We start from the raw sequence: 19,466 nt of genomic DNA, 5'->3' as shown, positions 1-19,466 counted from the left end.
TCCCCCTTGTCACGCTGTACCGACCTAGAGAAGAAAATGGCAAAGCGCACTGACCTGAAAACCATCCTCATCATCGGTGCTGGCCCGATCGTCATCGGCCAGGCCTGTGAGTTCGACTACTCTGGCGCGCAGGCCTGCAAGGCGCTGCGCGACGAGGGCTACCGCGTGGTGCTGGTCAACAGCAACCCGGCCACGATCATGACCGACCCGGAGATGGCGGATGCCGTCTACATCGAGCCGATCAACTGGCAGACGGTCGAGAAGATCATCGCCAAGGAGAAGCCCGACGCCCTGCTGCCGACCATGGGCGGCCAGACCGCGCTGAACTGCGCGCTGGACCTGGCGGACAATGGCGTGCTGGAGAAGTACAACGTCGAGCTGATCGGTGCCAAGCGCGAAGCGATCCGCATGGCCGAAGACCGCGAGCTGTTCCGCGTGGCGATGGGCGAAATCGGCCTGGAATGCCCGTCGGCGGCCGTCGCGCACACGCTGGAAGAAGCGCTGGATATCCAGACGCGCGTGGGCTATCCGACCATCATCCGTCCCAGCTTCACCCTGGGCGGCAGCGGCGGCGGCATCGCGTACAACCGCGAAGAGCTGATCGACATCGTCACCCGGGGCCTGGAACTGTCGCCGACCACCGAAGTGCTGGTGGAAGAGTCGGTGCTCGGCTGGAAGGAGTTCGAGATGGAAGTGGTCCGCGATACCGCGGACAACTGCATCATCGTCTGCTCCATCGAGAACCTGGACCCGATGGGCGTGCACACCGGCGACTCGATCACCGTGGCCCCGGCGCAGACCCTGACCGACAAGGAATACCAGCGCCTGCGCGATGCCTCCATCGCCGTGCTGCGCAAGATCGGCGTGGACACCGGCGGCTCCAACGTGCAGTTCGGCATCAACCCGGAAACCGGCCGCGTGGTGGTGATCGAGATGAACCCGCGCGTGTCGCGGTCGTCCGCACTGGCGTCCAAGGCCACCGGCTTCCCGATCGCCAAGGTCGCCGCCAAGCTGGCCGTCGGCTACACGCTGGACGAACTGAAGAACGAAATCACCGGCGGCCTGACCCCGGCGTCGTTCGAGCCGTCCATCGATTACGTGGTGACCAAGATTCCGCGCTTCGCCTTCGAGAAGTTCCCGGCCGCCGATGCCCGCTTGACCACCCAGATGAAGTCGGTGGGCGAGGTGATGGCGATGGGTCGCACCTTCCAGGAATCGATGCAGAAAGCGCTGCGTGGCCTGGAAACCGGCAAGGTGGGCTTCGACCCGACCGAGCTGGACCTGAGCAACGAAGACGATCTGCAGACCATGCGCCGCGAGCTCAAGGCGCCGGGCCCGGAGCGCCTGTTCTACGTGGCCGATGCGTTCCGCGCCGGCCTGAGCGTGGAAGACATCCATGCGCTGTCCTTCATCGATCCGTGGTTCCTGGACCAGATCGAAGAGATCATCACCGCTGAGGGCGAAGTCGCCGCCAGCGGCATCGACGGGCTGGATGCTGCGCGCCTGCGCAAGCTCAAGCGTACCGGCTTCTCCGATGCGCGCCTGGCCCAGCTGACCGGCACCAATGAAGCCGCCGTGCGCGCCTTGCGCCGTGCGCACAAGGTGCGCCCGGTGTACAAGCGGGTTGACTCCTGCGCGGGCGAATTCGCCACCGGCACGGCGTATCTGTATTCGACCTACGAGGACGAATGCGAGGCCGCACCGACCAACCGCGACAAGATCATGATCCTGGGCGGTGGTCCGAACCGCATCGGCCAGGGCATCGAGTTCGACTACTGCTGCGTGCACGCCGCACTGGCGCTGCGCGAAGATGGCTATGAAACCATCATGGTCAACTGCAACCCGGAAACGGTTTCGACCGACTACGACACCTCCGACCGCCTGTACTTCGAGCCGCTGACGCTGGAAGACGTGCTGGAGATCGTCGAGCTGGAGCAGCCGAAGGGCGTGATCGTGCAGTACGGTGGGCAGACGCCGCTGAAGCTGGCGCGTGCGCTGGAAGCCAACGGCGTGCCGGTGATCGGCACCTCGCCGGACTCCATCGACCTGGCCGAAGACCGCGAGCGTTTCCAGCAGCTGGTCGACAAGCTGGGCCTGAAGCAGCCGCCGAACCGCATCGCCCGCAACGACCAGGAAGCGCTGCTGCTGGCGCGCGAGATCGGTTACCCGCTGGTGGTGCGCCCGAGTTACGTGCTGGGCGGCCGCGCGATGGAAATCGTCTACGGCGAGTCCGACCTGGCCCGCTACGTGCGCGACGCCGTCAAGGTGTCCAATGATTCGCCGGTGCTGCTGGACCGCTTCCTCGACAATGCCGTGGAAGTGGACGTGGACATCATCGCCGACAACCAGGGCAACGTGCTCATCGGTGGCCTGATGGAGCACATCGAAGAAGCCGGCGTGCATTCGGGCGATTCATCCTGCTCGCTGCCGCCGTATTCGCTGTCCGCCGAAACCCAGGCCGAGCTGCGTCGCCAGGTCGTCGAGCTGGCAAAGGCGCTGAACGTGGTCGGGCTGATGAACACCCAGTTCGCCATCCAGGCCGGTGAGAACGGCGAAGACATCGTCTACCTGCTGGAAGTGAATCCGCGCGCTTCACGCACCGTGCCGTTCGTGTCCAAGGCGACCGGCATGGCGCTGGCCAAGATCGCCGCCCGCTGCATGGCCGGCAAGACGCTGGCAGAGCAGGGTGCGACCAAGGAAATCGTGCCGGATTACTACTCGGTGAAAGAGGCGATCTTCCCGTTCGCCAAGTTCCAGGGCGTCGATCCGATCCTCGGGCCGGAGATGCGTTCGACCGGCGAAGTGATGGGCGTGGGCCGCAGCTTCAGTGCCGCGTTCGCGCGTGCCCAGGAAGCTGGTGGCATCAAGGCGCCGCCGGTGGGCAAGGCCTTCGTGTCGGTGCGTGACCCGGACAAGCAGCGCGTGCTGCCGGTCGCCGAGGCGCTGCTGTCCAAGGGCTACACCCTGGTCGCCACCCGCGGCACCGCTGCATGGCTGCAGCAGCACGGCATGGAATGCGAGATCGTCAACAAAGTCGTGGAGGGTCGTCCGCACATCGTGGACCGGATCAAGAACGGCGAGATCGTCTACATCGTCAACACCACCGAAGGCCGCGCGGCGATCAATGACTCGTTCTCGATCCGTCGTGAAGCGCTGCAGCATCGCGTGACCTATTCGACCACCATCGCCGGTGCCAAGGCACTGGTGCATTCGCTGGAATTCCGCGGTACCGGCCCGGTCTGGTCGCTGCAGGAACTGCACAAGGAACTGAACGCATGAGAGCTCCCATCACGATGAAGGGCGCGCAGCGTCTGCGCGACGAGCTGGACCACCTGAAGTCGGTCAAGCGCCCGAAGGTCATCGCGGCGATCGCCGAAGCACGTGAACACGGCGACTTGAAGGAGAACGCCGAGTACCACGCCGCGCGCGAGGAGCAGGGCTTCATCGAAGGCCGCATCAAGCAGCTTGAAGGTGAGCTTTCCCATGCCGAGATCATCGACGTGTCCAAGCTCAACGCGGGCTCGAAGGTGGTGTTCGGCGCATCGGTGACGCTGGCCGACGTGGAAACCGACGAAGAGAAGAAGTACCAGATCGTCGGTGACCTCGAAGCGGACATCAAGCTGGGCCTGATCGCCATCTCCTCGCCTGTCGCGCGCGCGATGATCGGCAAGCTGGAGGGCGACAGCATCACCATCGATGCGCCTGCTGGCCAGCGCGAGTACGAAATCGTCAGCGTCAGCTACGAAGGCTGATCGGTGGCCAACGCAACGCTGCTGCTGCCAGCGCGGAGCCGGTTTCCCGCGGCAGCGTTGCCCGATGACGTCGCACGTGCGCTGGGCCGTGCCCAGCACCACGTTCGCGAGCCAGGGGAGGCGGCGCAACTGCAGCGCCACTTCACCGTGACGCCGGCGGGCGAGATGCCCGCCGCCGCCCTGACGCGGCAACTCGATGCCGGGGATGCGCAAGGACACCTCTGGCTGCGCGCCGATCCGGCCCATGTGGTGCCGGACATGCACGGCGCCCGCATGATGGGCCATGGCGACACGCTGCGGCCCGGCCACGATGATGTGGTGGCGCTGCTGCCTGCCCTGCAGCCACTGTTCGCCGATCATGGCCTGGTACTGGACGCACCCGTTGCATCGCGGTGGTATCTGCAGGTGCCCGCCGACATGCCGCTGCCGCGCTTCGCCAGCCCGGAGGTCGTGCTGGGGGATGATCTGTTCTCGCATCTGCCATCTGGCGGGGAGGGACGCCGTTGGCGTGCCCTGCTGACGGAAACGCAGGTCGTGCTGCACACTCACCCGTGGAACGCCGAGCGCATCGCTGCCGGCAGTTCTCCGATCAATTCGCTGTGGTTCTGGGGAGCGGGCGCCCTCCCCGCCACGGTGACTACGCCGCATGCCCAGGTGCGCAGCCGCGATGCCCTGCTGCGCGCGCTGGCGCAGGCCGCGGGCGTGCAGATCGATGGCGAACAGACCGTGGATGCGCTGGTGGACCTGCGCCAGCTGCGCTCGCTGGAGCAGTTGGGTCGCGATGCGATCACCCCGTTGCTGGCTGCCCTGCAGCGCGGTGAACTGCGCCAACTGGTACTGGATTTCGAAGATGGCACGCAGTTTGTCTTCATGCGCTCGCAGCGCTGGAGCTTCTGGAAGAAACCGCGCCAACTGCACGACGAACGTTCGTCGGCTGGATGAAGAACGGGCGACGGGATGACTTTCGTCTGCTTCATGTAGAACGGCTGACGGGACAACGTCCGTCGGCTTCATGAAAGACGGCCGACAAGGTAGAGCCGACTGAAGTCGGCTCTACCGAGGTCACAACTGTGGCCCGTTCGTTCGGCGGGGCGCTGCCAGCGCGGTATCATGCGCTGTCTTCCTGCAACCGGCGTCGCCGATGTCCCCTGCCGCCGAACCTGCACTGCTTATCCGTCGCCGTGAGCACACCGAGGTGGGATCGTGGCCCGACGGCACGCTCCCTTTGTTGGCACGGCTGTATTCCAGCCGCGGCGCGACGACACCGGAGCTGGCGTTGCCCAAGCTGGGCAGCCTGCATGCGCCCGAACTGCTGGGCGGCATCGACGGCGCAGTCGCGTTGCTGACGGCGGCCATCGCGCACGACAAGCGCATCGTGGTGGTCGGCGATTTCGACTGCGACGGGGCCACCGCCTGTGCGGTCGGCGTGCGCGGCCTGCGCATGCTCGGCGCGCGACACGTGGCCCATGCGGTGCCCAATCGCATGGTGCACGGCTACGGCCTGTCGCCCGCGCTGGTGGAAGAACTCGCCGCACTGCAGCCGGACCTGCTGGTGACCGTCGACCATGGCATCGCCTGCCATGCCGGCGTTGCGGCGGCCAAGGCGAAGGGCTGGCAGGTACTGGTCACCGACCACCATCTGCCAGGGCCGCAGTTGCCGCCTGCCGATGTGATCGTGGACCCCAACCTGCAGGACGATGCCTTCCCCAGCAAGTCGCTTGCGGGCGTGGGCGTGATTTTCTACGTGCTGCTGGCGCTGCGCCGCCATCTGCGCGAAATGAAGGTGTTCGCCGATGGCAAGGGGCCGGACCTTGCCGTCCTGCTGGACCTGGTCGCGGTGGGTACCGTCGCCGATCTGGTCGCGCTGGACGCCAACAACCGTGCGCTGGTCAGCGCCGGCCTGCGCCGGCTGCGTGCGGGGCAGGGCTGCGTCGGCCTAAAAGCCCTGATTGAAGCCAGCGGTCGCGATGCCGCACGGCTCACCGCGACGGACATCGGCTTTGCCTTGGGGCCACGGCTCAACGCCGCCGGTCGCCTGGAGGACATGGCGCTCGGCATCGCGTTGCTGCTGACGGACGAGCCGCGACAGGCGCGCGAGATCGCGCAGACACTGGAACAGATCAACACCGAACGACGTGCCGTGCAGCAGACCATGACCGACGATGCCGAAAAAGCCGTCGCCAAGGTCGTGCTGGATGATGACGGCCAGCGGCCGATCGCGGCGGTGCTGTTCGATGCGGACTGGCACCCGGGCGTGGTGGGATTGGTGGCGTCGAAGATGAAGGATCGTCTGCATCGGCCGGTCGTGGCGTTCGCACCGGCCGAGCCCGGGAGCGATGCGATGCGCGGATCGGCCCGTTCGATCCCCGGCCTGCATATCCGCGACGCGCTGGCCCTGGTGGATGCACGGCACCCCGGGCTGATCGAGCGTTTCGGTGGCCATGCCATGGCGGCGGGCATGAGCATGCCGCATGCGCATCTGGCCGCGTTTCATGTCGCGTTCTGCGCCGCCGTACAACAGATGCTGGACCCGGTGATGCTGCAACAGCAACTGCTCAGTGACGGCGAACTCGGCAGTGACGAACTGGACCATCAGCACGCTGATGCGCTGCGCCTTGCCGGCCCGTGGGGGCAGGGCTTTCCCGAGCCGCTGTTCGATGGGCACTTCGAGGTGACGAACTGGCGCGTGCTGAAGGAGCGCCACCTGAAGCTGGAACTGCGTCGACCGGGCGTGAGCGGTGTGGTGAACGCAATCCAGTTCGGCGGCTGGACCGGCAATGCGCCCGCGCGCAACGTACACCTGGCCTATCGGCTGGCCTGTGACGACTATCGCGGCGGCACCGCGATCCAGTTGATCGTCGAGCATTGCAGCGCGGCCTGATGGAGTCCGCCGAGCGGGGCTCGGCGCTACAGATACTGCATCAGGCCGCGCGATACCCTCCGCGTACTCTTATTCCTTGACGTGGGTCACCAGCGTCGGCAGATCCCACGCACCGCCTGCGGCCACCAACCGGCACATGCCGCTGGTGGACACCGCCGTGGCAACGAACCGGCGTCCATCCCAGCCCCAGCCGTTCATCGACCAGCAATCACCCAGTCCGCGCCCCTTGTGTGCGCCGCTGATGCTGCGCCCGTCGTCATCGTTGCCCAGATTCGTCACCAGCGTGGGCGCATACGGGGCGCGGTCGTTGACCACCCAATAGCCGCTGCCCTCGTTGTAGGCGCCGCGCCAGCACACCGTCGACACCAGCAGCTTGTCCGCGCTCAGTCGCCGCACGTTCAACGGCGGTGCCGGATCGTCCAGCACGACGGTCTGGTCCGGTTGGATACCATCGCAGTCCTCGGCCGGCGTGGCCGCCACCAATGCGGCACGCAGCGCGGCTGAGCTGCCCAGCGCGGCATCGGACGGGCGCGCGGCAGGCAGCGTTCCCAGCACCACCACCGGCACCGGCAGCGCAGGCAGCACCGACGATTCGGCCCGCTTGCCCTTGCGCATGAGCGCACCCGGCGTGCCCAGGCGACCCTGGAACTCATCCATCTTCAGCAGCACTGCAGACGCGCCGCGCCCGGACAGCGTCCACTGCGTGCCCTCGTTGCCGGTGAACACGATGCGGCCCTGACCGCTGAGCGCGGTGAGCAGTGCAGCCACCTGCTTGGGTGAAAACCGTGCCGTGCCTTCCTGGCCGGCATAGTCCACGCGGCCTTGGTCGACCCCGTCGATCTGCAGGCTGAGGCGCGCGGGCAGCTTGATCTCTTCGTACTGGCCCAGCATCAGTTCGGCGGTCACCGGTTGGTCCGGCCCACCCAAGCGGGTCAACAGCACCGATACCGGCAAGCTGTCTGGCAGCTCTTCATTCTGGTAGCCCGACGCGCGGCAGGTACGGGTGTTGTCGCAGGCCAGGGTCCAGTCGTTATGGGTGAAGTCCACGCCAGGCACGATGGCAGGTGCGGCGATTGCGGTGAACGGCGCGAGCAGCAACGACGGCAGCAGGCAGAGTAGGCGCATGGGAAGGAGGTTCCGGAGGGCGATCAGGGAGCGACATGGTCGCTCATGCGGATGTACAGGCCCATCATGCATCCACTCAACCCCGTTCCTCGCAACCAGCCGTTCAATGGAGCATCCACTACGCAGGAGCGCCCCATGGAATCTCTTCATCGCCGCATCGGTCTGCTCTGCTGTCTGGCCGCGGGCCTGCACGGCGGAGCGGTTGCCGCACGCGCGCCCTTGCCGCCCGTGGCCGCCGTAACCGCGCCGGTGCTGCAGGTAAAGGGCGCGGAGGTGCCGGTGCAGCTGCGTCGGGTCAGCGTGGACAGCCAGGTCGCCGGCGGCCTCGGCGAAACCCGTATCGAGATGGAGTTCTTCAACCCCAGCGCGCGCGTACTGGAAGGGCAGCTGGCGTTTCCGCTCGCGGATGGTCAGCAGGTGGCCGGCTTTGCGTTGGACATCGACGGGACGTTGCGTGACGCGGTGCCGGTGGCGAAGGACAAAGGTCGGCAGGTGTTCGAGGCCATCGAACGACGCCGGGTGGACCCGGGTCTGCTGGAGCAGACCGCCGGCAATCAGTTCCGCCTGCGCATCTATCCTATTCCCGCGCGCGGCAGCCGACGCGTTGCGCTGGTGGTGCGGCAGACGTTGCCGGCCGATGCGCAGGGCCTGCGCTGGAGCCTGCCGCTACAGTTCGCCCGGAATGCGCAGCAGGTGGACGTGCACCTGCAGGCAAGTGGTGGCGGCACACCGCGTCCGGTGTCCGCAGCGGACTGGGCCTTCGTCCTGCACGATGGTCGCTATCACGCCCGTTGGCAGGGCGCGGGGGCCGCGTTGCCGTCGCTGGCCCAATGGACCGTGCCGCAGGTGCGCCAGGCCGATGTAGTGACGGGAACGCATGAGGGCCAGCGTTATCTGCTGGCACAGGTGCCCGTCGCCAGCCAGGTCCGCGCGCGCACGATGCCGTCACGCGTCGGCCTGTTGTGGGATGCATCGGGGTCTGCGGTGCGGCGCAACCGCGAGGCGGAGCTGGCGGTCCTGGATGCGTACTTCCGCGCCATCGGCACGGGGCGGGTGCAGCTGACCGTGCTGCGCGACGAGGCCGAGCCCGTGCGTGACTTTGCCATCCGCGGCGGCGACTGGTCGGCACTGCGCGCGTACCTGCAGGCGTTGCCGCTGGACGGTGCCAGCGCACTGGGGGCGTGGACGCCGCGCGCGGACATCGAGGAATACGTGCTGGTGAGCGATGGCCTGGCCAACTACGGTGCACGTGCGCTGCCGGCACTACGGGCCGGCCAGCGGTTGTACGCGATCAGTGGCGCAGGCGAGAACACCGACGTGCCGCGCCTGCGCGCATGGACGTCGGCGCACGCCGGGCGCGTGCTGGTACTGACCGGTGCCGCCGACGCCGCAACCGTGGCACCGCAGTTGCTGCAACAGGGGGTGCAGGTGATGTCGCTTGAAGGACACGGCGTGGATCAACTGGTCGCCGAGGTGAGCGATGCAGCGCAGGGGTGGGTGCGCGTGCACGGTGCCGTGCGCGATGACAATGGGACCGTGATCCTGCGCCTGCGCGGGGCGGACGGTGGCATCGTGACCGAGCGCATTGCGGTCAGTGCCGCCCGCGACGTGGCCGGAGGTCTTGTTGCCCATGCGTGGGCCAGGGCGAAGCTGGCCGACTGGGCGGGCGATCCGTCGCGTCATGATGCGCGCATCCGTTCGCTGTCGCAGCAGTTCGGTCTGGTCGGCGCAGATACGTCCTTGATCGTGCTGGAAACACTGGACGACTACCTGGCCAACGGCATTCGCCCGCCGGCACCGCTGCGTGCCGACTATGACCGCCTGCACGCACTGGGTGTGGACGACGCCGCGCACGCACGCAGCGCCAGGCTGGAGCAGATCGCGGGGCAGCTGGCCGCACGCCGCCGGTGGTGGGAGACGCGCTGGCCGAAGCAGGCACCCCCGCGTGTCGAGCAGCAGAAAAGCCGCCCGGTGGCACTGCGGGAGAGCGCCCCCGTGGCGGCGCTGCAGGCATTCGCCGAACCGCGTGCCGCCGATGAAATGAGGGCGCCGGCGCCGGCGCCGGTGCCCATCGCGGTGACAGCAGCGGCTCCGGCCGGGCGTCCGGCGATGGACGTGGCTGGGGATCGCGCGAGCAATAGCGGCGCCATCGCCATTTCGCTTGCGCCCTGGGCACCGGATTCCGACTACGCCCGGCGCCTGCGTGCCGCCAGTGCGGGAGAGCTCTACCGCACCTATCTGCAGGAACGTGCCGCGCATGCCGACAGCAGTGCGTTCTACCTGGACGTGGCTGATCTGCTGCTGGCCAAGGACCAGCGTGCATTGGCCCTGCGGGTGCTGTCCAACCTGGCGGAGATGCAGCTGGAGAACCGCCATGTGCTGCGCGTATTGGGCTATCGCCTGATGCAGGCAGGGGCCGCAGCGCAGGCGGTGCCGGTGTTCCGTGACGTGCTGGCACTGGGCGAGGAGGAGCCGCAGAGTTTCCGCGACCTGGGGCTGGCGTTGGAAGCGGACGGCCAGTATCCGGCCGCATTGAGTGCGCTGTACGAAGTGGTGCTGCGGCCGTGGGATGCACGCTTCAGCGGCATTTCGCTGATCGCGCTGGATGAAGCCACGACCCTGGCGGCCCGCGAACAGCTGGATGCCGGTCTGATCGATCCGCGGCTGCGCGCCCCCATGCCACTGGACCTGCGCGTGGTGCTGGGCTGGGACAGCGACAACAGTGACATGGACCTGTGGGTGACCGACCCGAATGGCGAGCGCGCGTACTACGGCAATCGATTGACCTACCAGGGCGGGGCGATGTCGGAGGATTTCACCGGCGGGTATGGGCCCGAGCAGTTTTCACTGCGCGAGGCCAAACCCGGCGTGTACAAGGTGGAAGCCAATTTCTTCGGCAGCCGCGAGCAGCTGGTGACCGGTGCGACCACGCTTACTCTGCGCCTGAGCACGCACTGGGGGACTGCCCGGCAGCAGGACCAGCAGGTCACCCTGCGGCTGAAGGATCAGGCGGATACGGTGCTGGTGGGCGAGTTCGAGGTGCGTTGACGGCAGACGGACTGGCTGGATTCCGAGCGGGATGCCGGCGCGGCAGGCCGAACAGCGGCCGCAGCAGGGGCACGCGGCGGATCAACAGCTCGTGCAGCAGCAGGCTGCCGGCGAACGTGCCGGCCAGCACCAGCATCGGTTCCAGCCAAGGCCCCAGGGCCAGTGGACGCAGCCAGTACAACAGCACGATCAGCACGGTCTGGTGCAGGATATAGAGGCAGAACACCGCCTCGCGCGCATAGGGCAGCCATCGGAACGGCCGGTCCAGCCATGCCCGTGCCCAGCCGAACAGGGCCAGCAGCGCGGTCCACGTGTACAGCGCGCGTGCGATGCGCTCGGTCTGCGCCCACGGCAGTGCGAGCATCCACGCCTCGCTTCCGTCCAGGCCCGGCATCCGGCCCAGCGCGCGGATGCCCAACTCGAGGCACAGGCCCACCAGGGCCAGCCACAGCGTGGGCCAGCGCCAGCGCAGCAGCAGGTCCCAGCCGCGCTGCCAACGGGCACCGATGAAACCCAGCGCGAACAACGGCAACGACTCGGCATGGACGAACGGATCGCCGATCAGGGCATGGGTGGGCGGATGGTCGGGCAGCACCACCAGAATGTTCCAGGCCAGCCAGGACACCGGCAGCAGCAGGCCGGCCGTGGCGATCACCCGGTTCGACAGCGACCCGCTGGGCAACAGCGCGCGCAAGGGCCGCAGCAGCGACGCCAGCCCGATCATCAGCAGCGAATACGGAACCAGATAGGCCAGGTACCAGAGATGGTTCCAGGTGAAGCCGAAGGCCGCGCCGGTGAAGTGGGCGCCGGGCCAGGGGCGGAATTGCCAGTAACGCATCAGGAAGGCGCCCAGTCCGGGGGCAACGTCGCCGGTATCCACCGCTTCGCAATAGGCCTGCAGGCTGACCACCGCGACGATGCCGAACACCAGCGGCAGCAGCAACCGCCCACTGCGCCGCAGCGCAAAGCCCATGCGTCCCGCCGCAGGAACAGCCAGTCCAAGTGCGATGCCGGAGATGGCGAACAGCAAGGGCATGCGCCAGCGGTTGAGCGCGATCATCGGCCACTGCAGCCATTCAACCGTGTACGCGCTCTTCAGATGAAAGCCCCAGTCGTCCACGTAGGCCATGCCGACGTGGTACGGGATGAGCAGCATGAGGGCGAGGACGCGCAGGGCGTCGAGATCATGTCGGCGGTGCATGGTGACGGGCAGCCCGGGAAGGAAGTCCGAAGCGTGCCGTCGTCGGGTGGAGGCGGTGCAGGGCAGGGGCCGTGTGGGCGAACGACAGGGACCGATGGCGGGCGGGGAGGGACCAACGGGGCGGCTGAAACCGTCGTCGCACGCCATAATGCGCCGGATGGACAGCCCCCACCCAACGCCGCAGGCCGCGGCAACGACGCCACACGTTCCCCGGTCACCACGGCGCACGGCGCGCGCGGTGGCCCTGTTCTGGCTGGCCGTATTCATGGGCACGGCAGCGGCCAATGTGCTGGTCGGCTGGATGCGTGCTGCCCGCGACCACGAGGCCTTCGACTGGTTTTCCACCAGCGTGGATGAAGCCAGCAGTGGGGTGGTGTCGCTGCTGTTGCTGGCCGTGCTGAGCCGGCTGGCGTGGCGCTGGCCATTGCATGCCGATACGTGGCGGAGGCGATTGCCGGTCTATGTGCTGGGCGGGGTGGCGTGGTGGCTGCTGCATGTCACCGGCATGGTGGCCCTGCGCCAGGCAGCGCACGCGGTGGTGGGCAGCACCTATCAGTACGGGCCCTGGCCTACCCAGTGGCTGTACGAACTGTTCAAGGATGTGCAGACCTACGCGATCCTTGTCTGTGCGGTGCATGCGGTGGCGTGGTTCGGGCGGCGGCGGCAGGGCGAGGCGGCCCTGTTGGCGGCACCGGACGATGCGCCGCCGGTGGAGCCGGTGGATCGCCCGGCGCATTTCCTGGTGCGCACGCTGGGCAAGGAGTTCCTCGTCGCAACGGCTGATATCGAGTACGCGCAGGCGGCCAGCAACTACGTCAACCTGCGGGTGCGCGGACGCGACTATCCGCTGCGGACCACCATGGCCGCGCTGGAGCAGCGGCTGGATCCGCAGCTGTTCCTGCGCAGCCACCGCAGCTGGCTGGTCAACCGTGCCTGCCTGCGCTCGATCGAACCCACCGAAGGGGGCGAAGCCCTGCTGCACATGGCCGATGGCGGTCGGGTGCCGTGCAGCCGGCGGCAGCTGCCGGTGCTGCGCCAGGCGCTGGGCGCGTGATCGGCCACGGCGCCGGGCAGGTGCCGGGTCGGCCGACCGGCTGGCCGCAGTTTGCTATCATTGCAGGTCATCTTTCGAACAGAAACCGCCGACATGCTCGAGCTGAATCCTGTCCGCCAGCGCATCACCGATCTGACCGATCGCGTGCTGTCGCTCAGGGGGTATCTTTGACTACGACGTCAAGAAAGAGCGCCTGGAAGAAGTAACCCGGGAACTCGAAAACCCCGATATCTGGAACAAGCCGGAGTACGCCCAGAACCTGGGGCGTGAGCGCTCGCTGCTGGAAAAGACCGTGGGCGGCATCGCCAGCATCCTGGATGGCCTGGCCGAATCGACCGACCTGCTGGAGCTGGCAGAGAGCGAGCAGGACGAGGAAACCGCCGACGCGGTGGTCGCCGACCTGGACAAGTACCAGAAGCACGTGGAACAGCTGGAGTTCCAGCGCATGTTCTCCGGCGAAATGGACAACTGCAACGCCTTCGTCGACATCCAGGCCGGTGCCGGTGGCACCGAAGCCCAGGACTGGGCCGAGATGATGTTGCGCATGTACCTGCGCTGGTGCGAAGCGCGTGGCTGGAAAACCGAACTGATGGAAGTCTCCGGTGGCGACGTGGCCGGCATCAAGTCGGCGACGTTCCGCGTGGAGGGCGACTTCGCCTACGGCTGGCTGAAGACCGAGATCGGCGTGCACCGTCTGGTGCGCAAGTCGCCGTTCGATTCGGACAATCGCCGCCACACCAGCTTCACCTCGGTGTTCGTGTCGCCGGAAGTGGACGACAACATCGAGATCGACATCAATCCAGCTGATCTGCGTACTGACGTCTATCGCTCCTCCGGCGCCGGTGGTCAGCACGTCAACAAGACCGAATCGGCGGTGCGCATCACGCACATCCCGACCAATACGGTCGTGGCCTGCCAGACCGGCCGCAGCCAGCACCAGAACCGCGACACCGCGATGAAGATGCTGGCCGCCAAGCTGTACGAGCTGGAGGTGCAGAAGCGCAACACCGAGCGCGATGCGCTGGAAGCGACCAAGTCCGACATCGGCTGGGGCAGCCAGATCCGCAACTACGTGCTCGACCAGAGCCGTATCAAGGATCTGCGCACCGGCATCGAGCGTACGGACACGCAGAAGGTGCTCGATGGCGACCTCGACGAGTTCATCGAGGCCAGCCTGAAATCCGGCCTGGAAGCGGGCGCCAAACGCAGCGACGCCTGAGCCTGCGGGTCACCGGTGCGGTGACCCGTCCGGTGGCTGCAAGCGCAGCCACCCCCGGTCCGTCGTATCCTCGGCGGGCTGGAATCCCTGATTCCCCTCCCCAATGACACGACCCCCACGCCCATGAACGAGCAGACCGCCGCGCCGCAGCCCCCCGTCGACGAAAACAGCCTTATCGCTGAGCGTCGCGCCAAACTGAACGCGCTGCGCGCCCAGGGCATCGCCTATCCGAATGATTTCCGCCGCGAGGATTTCGCCGGCACGCTGCAGGCCGACTTCATCGACGCCGACCAGTGGACGGCCGAGGCGCTGGAAGCCGGCGAGCGGCGGGTGCGGATGGCGGGCCGGCTGATGGCCAAGCGGGTGATGGGCAAGGCCAGTTTCGCGCAGATCCAGGACGAATCCGGCCGCATCCAGGTGTTCCTGCAGGGCAACGTGCTGGGCGACGCCTACACCGCCTTCAAGGGCTGGGACGTCGGCGACATCATCGCCGTGGAAGGCGGTCTGACCCGCACCCGTACCGGCGAACTGTCGGTGAAGGCCGACGCGATCCGCCTGCTGACCAAGTCGCTGCGTCCGCTGCCGGACAAGTGGCACGGTCTGGCCGACGTGGAGCAGCGCTATCGCCAGCGCTATGTCGACCTGATCGTCACCCCGGAATCGCGCGAGGTCTTCATCAAGCGCTCGAAGATCATCCGCGCCATGCGCGCGTGGCTGGACAACCGCGACTTCCTGGAAGTCGAAACGCCGATGATGCATTACATCCCCGGCGGCGCTACGGCCAAGCCGTTCACCACCCACCACAATGCGCTGGACCTGGACCTGTACCTGCGCGTGGCGCCGGAGCTGTATCTCAAGCGCCTGGTCGTGGGTGGCCTGGAGCGCGTGTACGAGATCAACCGCAACTTCCGCAACGAGGGCGTCAGCACCCGCCACAACCCCGAGTTCACGATGATGGAGCTGTACGAGGCGTATGCCACGTACAACGAAGTGATGGACCTCACCGAGGGCGTGATCCGTGACGTGGCGCAGAAGGTGTTGGGCACCACCGAAGTGGAGTGGGATGGGGCGCGCATCGACCTGGCACCGGCGTTCCGTCGCTGGCGGATGGACGAGGCCGTGCGCCACCACAACCCGGACATCAGCCTGGCCGACTGCACCGACCGCGACGCACTGGCGGCCCACTGCGAACGTCTGAAGATCCGCATCAAGCCCTCCTACGGTTGGGGCAAGCTGCTGCTGGAGATCTTCGAGGCCACCGTCGAACACACGCTGATCCAGCCGACCTTCATCACCGATCACCCGGTGGAAGTGTCCCCGCTGGCCCGCGCGAACGACGATGCACCGGGCTACACCGACCGCTTCGAGCTGTTCATCAACGGCAAGGAGCTGGCCAACGGCTTCTCCGAGCTCAATGACCCGGAAGACCAGGCGGCCCGGTTCCAGGCGCAGGTCGAGGCCAAGGACGGTGGCGACGACGAGGCGATGCACTACGACGCCGACTACATCCGCGCGCTGGAATACGGCATGGCCCCGACCGGCGGCCTGGGCATCGGCATCGACCGCCTGGTCATGCTGCTGACCGGCAGCAGTTCGATCCGTGACGTGCTGCTGTTCCCGTACATGCGCCCGGAAGCCTGAGTCCGGGGGCCGGGTGTGGGCGAAGGCCTGCACCTACCTAAGCTGCGATGTCTGGAGTATCGTGTCAGCGAGGCCTGTGATGGCCGATATGGCCTGCAATTCCTGGGGGGAGGCGGCAGGCCGCGTCCAGAGTGCCGCCACAATGTGACGGCGATCAAGATCCGGGGAGCGCATGGCGGATATCGGACTGATGCAGGGTGCGGGCACGCAGGATGGCAGGTTATCCTCGCCAACCCTGATTCCAGGGTGGTCGAACAAGCAGGCAGAAGCAGCATTGAATATTGTGATCGTTGACGATCAGACGTCTGCCCGGACGATGCTGCGCCATGTCATCGAAGACATCGCGCCGGAACTGGCTGTGTACGATTTCGGCGACCCGCTGTCGGCGCTGAACTGGTGCGAGTCGCAGCCGGTCGACCTGCTGCTGCTGGACTACCGCATGCCGGAGATGGACGGGCTGGAATTTGCCCGCCGCTTCCGTCGCCTGCCCAAGCACCGCGACATTCCGGTGATCCTGATCACCGTGGTCGGCGATGAGCCGATCCGCCAGGCGGCGCTCGAAGCGGGTGTCATCGATTTCCTGGTCAAGCCGATCCGGCCACGCGAGCTGCGCGCGCGCTGTTACAACCTGCTGCAGCTGCGCAAACAATCCGAGAACGTGAAGCAGCGTGCGTTGTCGCTGGAGCAGCGCCTGCTGGCCAGCATGCACGAGGTGGAAGAGCGCGAGCGCGAGACGCTGTCACGGCTGGCGCGCGCCATCGAGTTCCGCGATGCGGGCACCAGCGCGTACCTCGAGCGGATGGCCCGGGTGGCGGGATTGATCGCCGAACAGTTGGGGCTTCCCGAAGAGGAAGTGAAGCTGATCGAAATGGCGGCCCCGCTGCATGACATGGGCAAGATCGCGATTCCCGATGCGGTGCTGCTGAAGCCGGGCAAGCTCAACGACGAAGAGCTGGCGATCATGCGCCGGCATCCGCGGATCGGCCACGAGCTGCTCAGCGGCAGCCAGAACCGTTTCATCCAGGTCGGTGCCTTGATCGCCCTGCGCCACCACGAACGCTACGACGGCAGCGGCTACCCGGACGGTCTGGTTGGCGATGCGATCCCGTTGGAGGCACGCATTGTCGCGGTCGCCGATGTGTTCGACGCGCTGATATCGCCACGACCGTACAAGGAGGCGTGGACGATGGATGCCACGTTGGCGTATCTATACGCGCAGCGGGGACGCTTGTTCGACCCCCGTATCGTGGACGCGCTGCTGCAGGGGCGCGAGCAGCTGGAACAGATCTGCGCCGAACACTCCACCGCTTCGGTCCGACCCGGCTTCTGACCATGACCGCCCTGCTGCCCCGCCTGCGCCAGCGACTGGCCCTCCGCCAGGATTCCGAGCACGGGCAGCAGATCGTCCGCATCGCCCTGATCAGCGTCATCCTGGCGTACGTGTTGATGCCGGGCGTTCGCAACGACCTGCCGCACGCGCAGTACGTCGGCGTGCTGGCGATCGTGCTGGGCGGGTTGGGGCTGTCGGTGCTGGCCTTCGCCTGGCTGCTGTGGCGGCCGCAACGGTCCGATCCGCGCCGTGTGCTTGGCATGCTGGCCGACTACGGACTGATTGCCGCCGGCATGATCCAGATGGGCGAGCCGTTGTCGTGGGTCTACATCGTGGTGATGTGGGTGACCGTGGGCAACGGCATGCGTTTCGGCAACAACTACCTCTACCTGGCCGTGGCGATGGCCATGGTCAGCTTCGGCTGCACCGCGCTGTATACCGATTACTGGGTGGATAACGCGCGCCTGGCGATAGGCCTCTGGTTGGGACTTGCGGCGGTGCCGTTGTATTTCTCCACGCTGCTGCGCCAGCTCACCCAGGCGATGGACGAGGCGCGCCGGGCGAGCGAGGCCAAGAGCCGGTTCCTGGCCAACATGAGCCATGAGTTCCGCACGCCGTTGAACGGGCTGGCGGGGATGACCGAAGTGCTGGCCACCACGCGCCTGGACGAAGAACAACGCGAATGCCTCAACACCATCCAGGCGTCATCGCGCAGCCTGCTGGCGCTGGTGGAAGAGGTACTGGACATCTCGGCGATCGAGGCCGGCAAACTGCGCGTGGCGGCGGAAGATTTCGCCTTGGGCGACGTGATCCAGGCCATCGGCCTGATCCTGCTGCCGCAGGCGAAGGCCAAGCGGCTGGACTATCGGGTGAAGATCGACGAGACCGTGCCGCCGCGGTTGCGCGGTGACACCGGCCACCTGCGGCAGATCCTGCTGAACCTGGCCGGCAACGCGGTGAAGTTCACCGATCACGGCAAAGTGGAGCTGCGCGTCGGCGTGGTCCGCGCCGAGACCGATGGGGGCGTGCGGCTGCGCTTCGACATCATCGATACCGGCATCGGCGTGGCGCCGGCCATGCGACCGCGGCTGTTCGAGGCGTTCGAGCAGGCCGACGTAAGCATGGCGCGCCGCCACGAAGGCACCGGGCTGGGCACCACCATCGCCAAGGGGCTGGTGGAAGCGATGGGAGGCGAGATCGGCTACCAGGAGAACCTGCCGCAGGGCAGCTGCTTCTGGATCGAGGTGCCATTCGCACCGCCGCAACCGCAGTCCCATGTTGTTACGCCCGCCCTGGTGGGAAATCCACTGCAAGGCGAGGGCGGCAACGTGATCGCCTTCGCCGATCCCTTCCTGCGCCACCGCGCGCGGGTGCGCAGCATGAGCATCCTGGTCGCTGATGACCACGAAGCCAACCGCATGGTGCTGCAGCGCCTGCTGCAGAAGGCCGGTCATCGCGTGCTGTGCGTGGACGGCGGCGAGCCCGTGCTCGATGCGATGGCCGACAACGATTTCGATGCGGCCATCGTCGACCTGCACATGCCGGGCATGAGTGGCCTGGACATGCTCAAAGAGCTGCGGGTCCTGCAGGCCGGCGGTGCACCGCGCACGCCGGTGCTGGTGCTCAGTGCGGATGTGACCCCGGATGCGATCCAGCGCTGCATGCAGGCGGGCGCGCATACGTTCCTGGCCAAGCCCGTAGTGGCCGTGCGCCTGCTGGATACCCTGGCCGAGATCGCGTCCAATCGTGACCTCAAGCCATCTGCGCCGATCGTACGCACGCTTACGGCGGGCACCGACGGGGTGCTGGATTCGGCCGTACTGGACGAACTGGCGTCGCTGGGCATGGGCGAGGGCTTCGAGCGGGAGTTCATCCGCCAATGCCTGGCCGATGCTGAGACCTGCATGCGCAAGGCGCAGCAGGACGGCGACGCAATGAACTGGGTGCAGTTCCGTGAACAGTCACACGCCATCAAGGGCGTGGCCAGCAACCTTGGGCTGGTTCGTGCTGCCAACCGCGCGGGTGAACTGATGCGCATGGCCGACTGGCAGTTGAAGGCGGAGTGGCGGCAGCGTCTGTCCGTGCTGGCCGATACCGTGAAAGAAGGACGCCTGGCATTGAATGCACGTGCCGTCCATCGCAGCCAGCCCGGCGTCGACGAGGCTGATCCGCGTTGAGTGACGGGGTGGCGCCGCGCGATGCGCGGCGGGATGCC

12 protein-coding genes are annotated in these 19,466 nt (G+C 66.9%); 10 read left to right on the top strand and 2 right to left on the bottom strand.

Annotated elements, in window-relative coordinates:
• Positions 1-36: 36 nt before the first annotated feature.
• The 4 genes from carB (at position 37) to recJ (ending at position 6,633) form a co-directional block, all read left to right on the top strand.
• The gene (gene carB / locus ICJ04_RS10235; RefSeq protein WP_188324165.1) at positions 37-3,279 is read left to right on the top strand and encodes a carbamoyl-phosphate synthase large subunit; all 3,243 of its coding nucleotides are present in this window, start codon (positions 37-39) and stop codon (positions 3,277-3,279) included.
• An 8-nt stretch (positions 3,280-3,287) separates the two neighbouring features.
• Entirely contained in the window at positions 3,288-3,752 is a 465-nt protein-coding gene (greA, locus tag ICJ04_RS10230) for a transcription elongation factor GreA (RefSeq protein ID WP_188327290.1), read from the top strand.
• 18 nt (positions 3,753-3,770) lie between these two features.
• Positions 3,771-4,694: a phosphoglycerate mutase gene (locus ICJ04_RS10225; protein ID WP_223203065.1), complete on the top strand. Its 924-nt coding sequence runs from the start codon at positions 3,771-3,773 to the stop codon at positions 4,692-4,694.
• Positions 4,695-4,893: 199 nt separating this feature from the next.
• Complete coding sequence (gene recJ, locus ICJ04_RS10220; RefSeq protein WP_188324163.1) at positions 4,894-6,633, top strand: single-stranded-DNA-specific exonuclease RecJ; 1,740 nt, start codon at positions 4,894-4,896, stop codon at positions 6,631-6,633.
• A 69-nt stretch (positions 6,634-6,702) separates the two neighbouring features.
• Here recJ and ICJ04_RS10215 read toward each other — a convergent pair whose 3' ends face one another.
• Entirely contained in the window at positions 6,703-7,758 is a 1,056-nt protein-coding gene (locus tag ICJ04_RS10215; RefSeq protein WP_188324162.1) for a DUF1176 domain-containing protein, read from the bottom strand.
• A 135-nt stretch (positions 7,759-7,893) separates the two neighbouring features.
• Here ICJ04_RS10215 and ICJ04_RS10210 point away from each other — a divergent pair, with 135 nt between their 5' ends.
• Positions 7,894-10,806 (top strand): VIT domain-containing protein, encoded by a 2,913-nt coding sequence (locus ICJ04_RS10210; protein ID WP_188324161.1) that lies wholly within the window; start codon positions 7,894-7,896, stop codon positions 10,804-10,806.
• On the opposite strand, the gene ICJ04_RS10205 is transcribed toward ICJ04_RS10210, so the two are convergent.
• Positions 10,745-12,007 (bottom strand): acyltransferase family protein, encoded by a 1,263-nt coding sequence (locus tag ICJ04_RS10205; protein ID WP_188324160.1) that lies wholly within the window; start codon positions 12,005-12,007, stop codon positions 10,745-10,747. The genes ICJ04_RS10210 and ICJ04_RS10205 overlap by 62 nt on opposite strands.
• A gap of 157 nt (positions 12,008-12,164) precedes the next feature.
• Between ICJ04_RS10205 and ICJ04_RS10200 the strand changes: the two genes are divergently transcribed.
• The 5 genes from ICJ04_RS10200 to ICJ04_RS10180 all read left to right on the top strand — a co-directional run bounded on the left by ICJ04_RS10200 (position 12,165) and on the right by ICJ04_RS10180 (position 19,428).
• Positions 12,165-13,061: a LytTR family DNA-binding domain-containing protein gene (locus ICJ04_RS10200; RefSeq protein ID WP_188324159.1), complete on the top strand. Its 897-nt coding sequence runs from the start codon at positions 12,165-12,167 to the stop codon at positions 13,059-13,061.
• Positions 13,062-13,154: 93 nt separating this feature from the next.
• Positions 13,155-14,280, top strand: a protein-coding gene (gene prfB, locus ICJ04_RS10195; protein ID WP_188324158.1) for a peptide chain release factor 2 whose coding sequence is annotated in 2 segments (ribosomal slippage) — positions 13,155-13,229 and positions 13,231-14,280 — 1,125 coding nt in all. Because the reading frame shifts where the segments join, the coding sequence is not laid out codon by codon here.
• Positions 14,281-14,403: 123 nt separating this feature from the next.
• Positions 14,404-15,921 (top strand): lysine--tRNA ligase, encoded by a 1,518-nt coding sequence (lysS, locus tag ICJ04_RS10190; RefSeq protein WP_188324157.1) that lies wholly within the window; start codon positions 14,404-14,406, stop codon positions 15,919-15,921.
• 190 nt (positions 15,922-16,111) lie between these two features.
• Positions 16,112-17,251: a two-component system response regulator gene (locus ICJ04_RS10185; protein ID WP_188327289.1), complete on the top strand. Its 1,140-nt coding sequence runs from the start codon at positions 16,112-16,114 to the stop codon at positions 17,249-17,251.
• A 2-nt stretch (positions 17,252-17,253) separates the two neighbouring features.
• The gene (locus tag ICJ04_RS10180; RefSeq protein ID WP_188324156.1) at positions 17,254-19,428 is read left to right on the top strand and encodes an ATP-binding protein; all 2,175 of its coding nucleotides are present in this window, start codon (positions 17,254-17,256) and stop codon (positions 19,426-19,428) included.
• Positions 19,429-19,466 lie beyond the last annotated feature (38 nt).

Origin of the sequence: Stenotrophomonas sp. 169, assembly GCF_014621775.1 — a bacterium.
GTDB lineage: Bacteria > Pseudomonadota > Gammaproteobacteria > Xanthomonadales > Xanthomonadaceae > Stenotrophomonas.
This window is presented reverse-complemented; position numbering and strand designations above follow the sequence as displayed.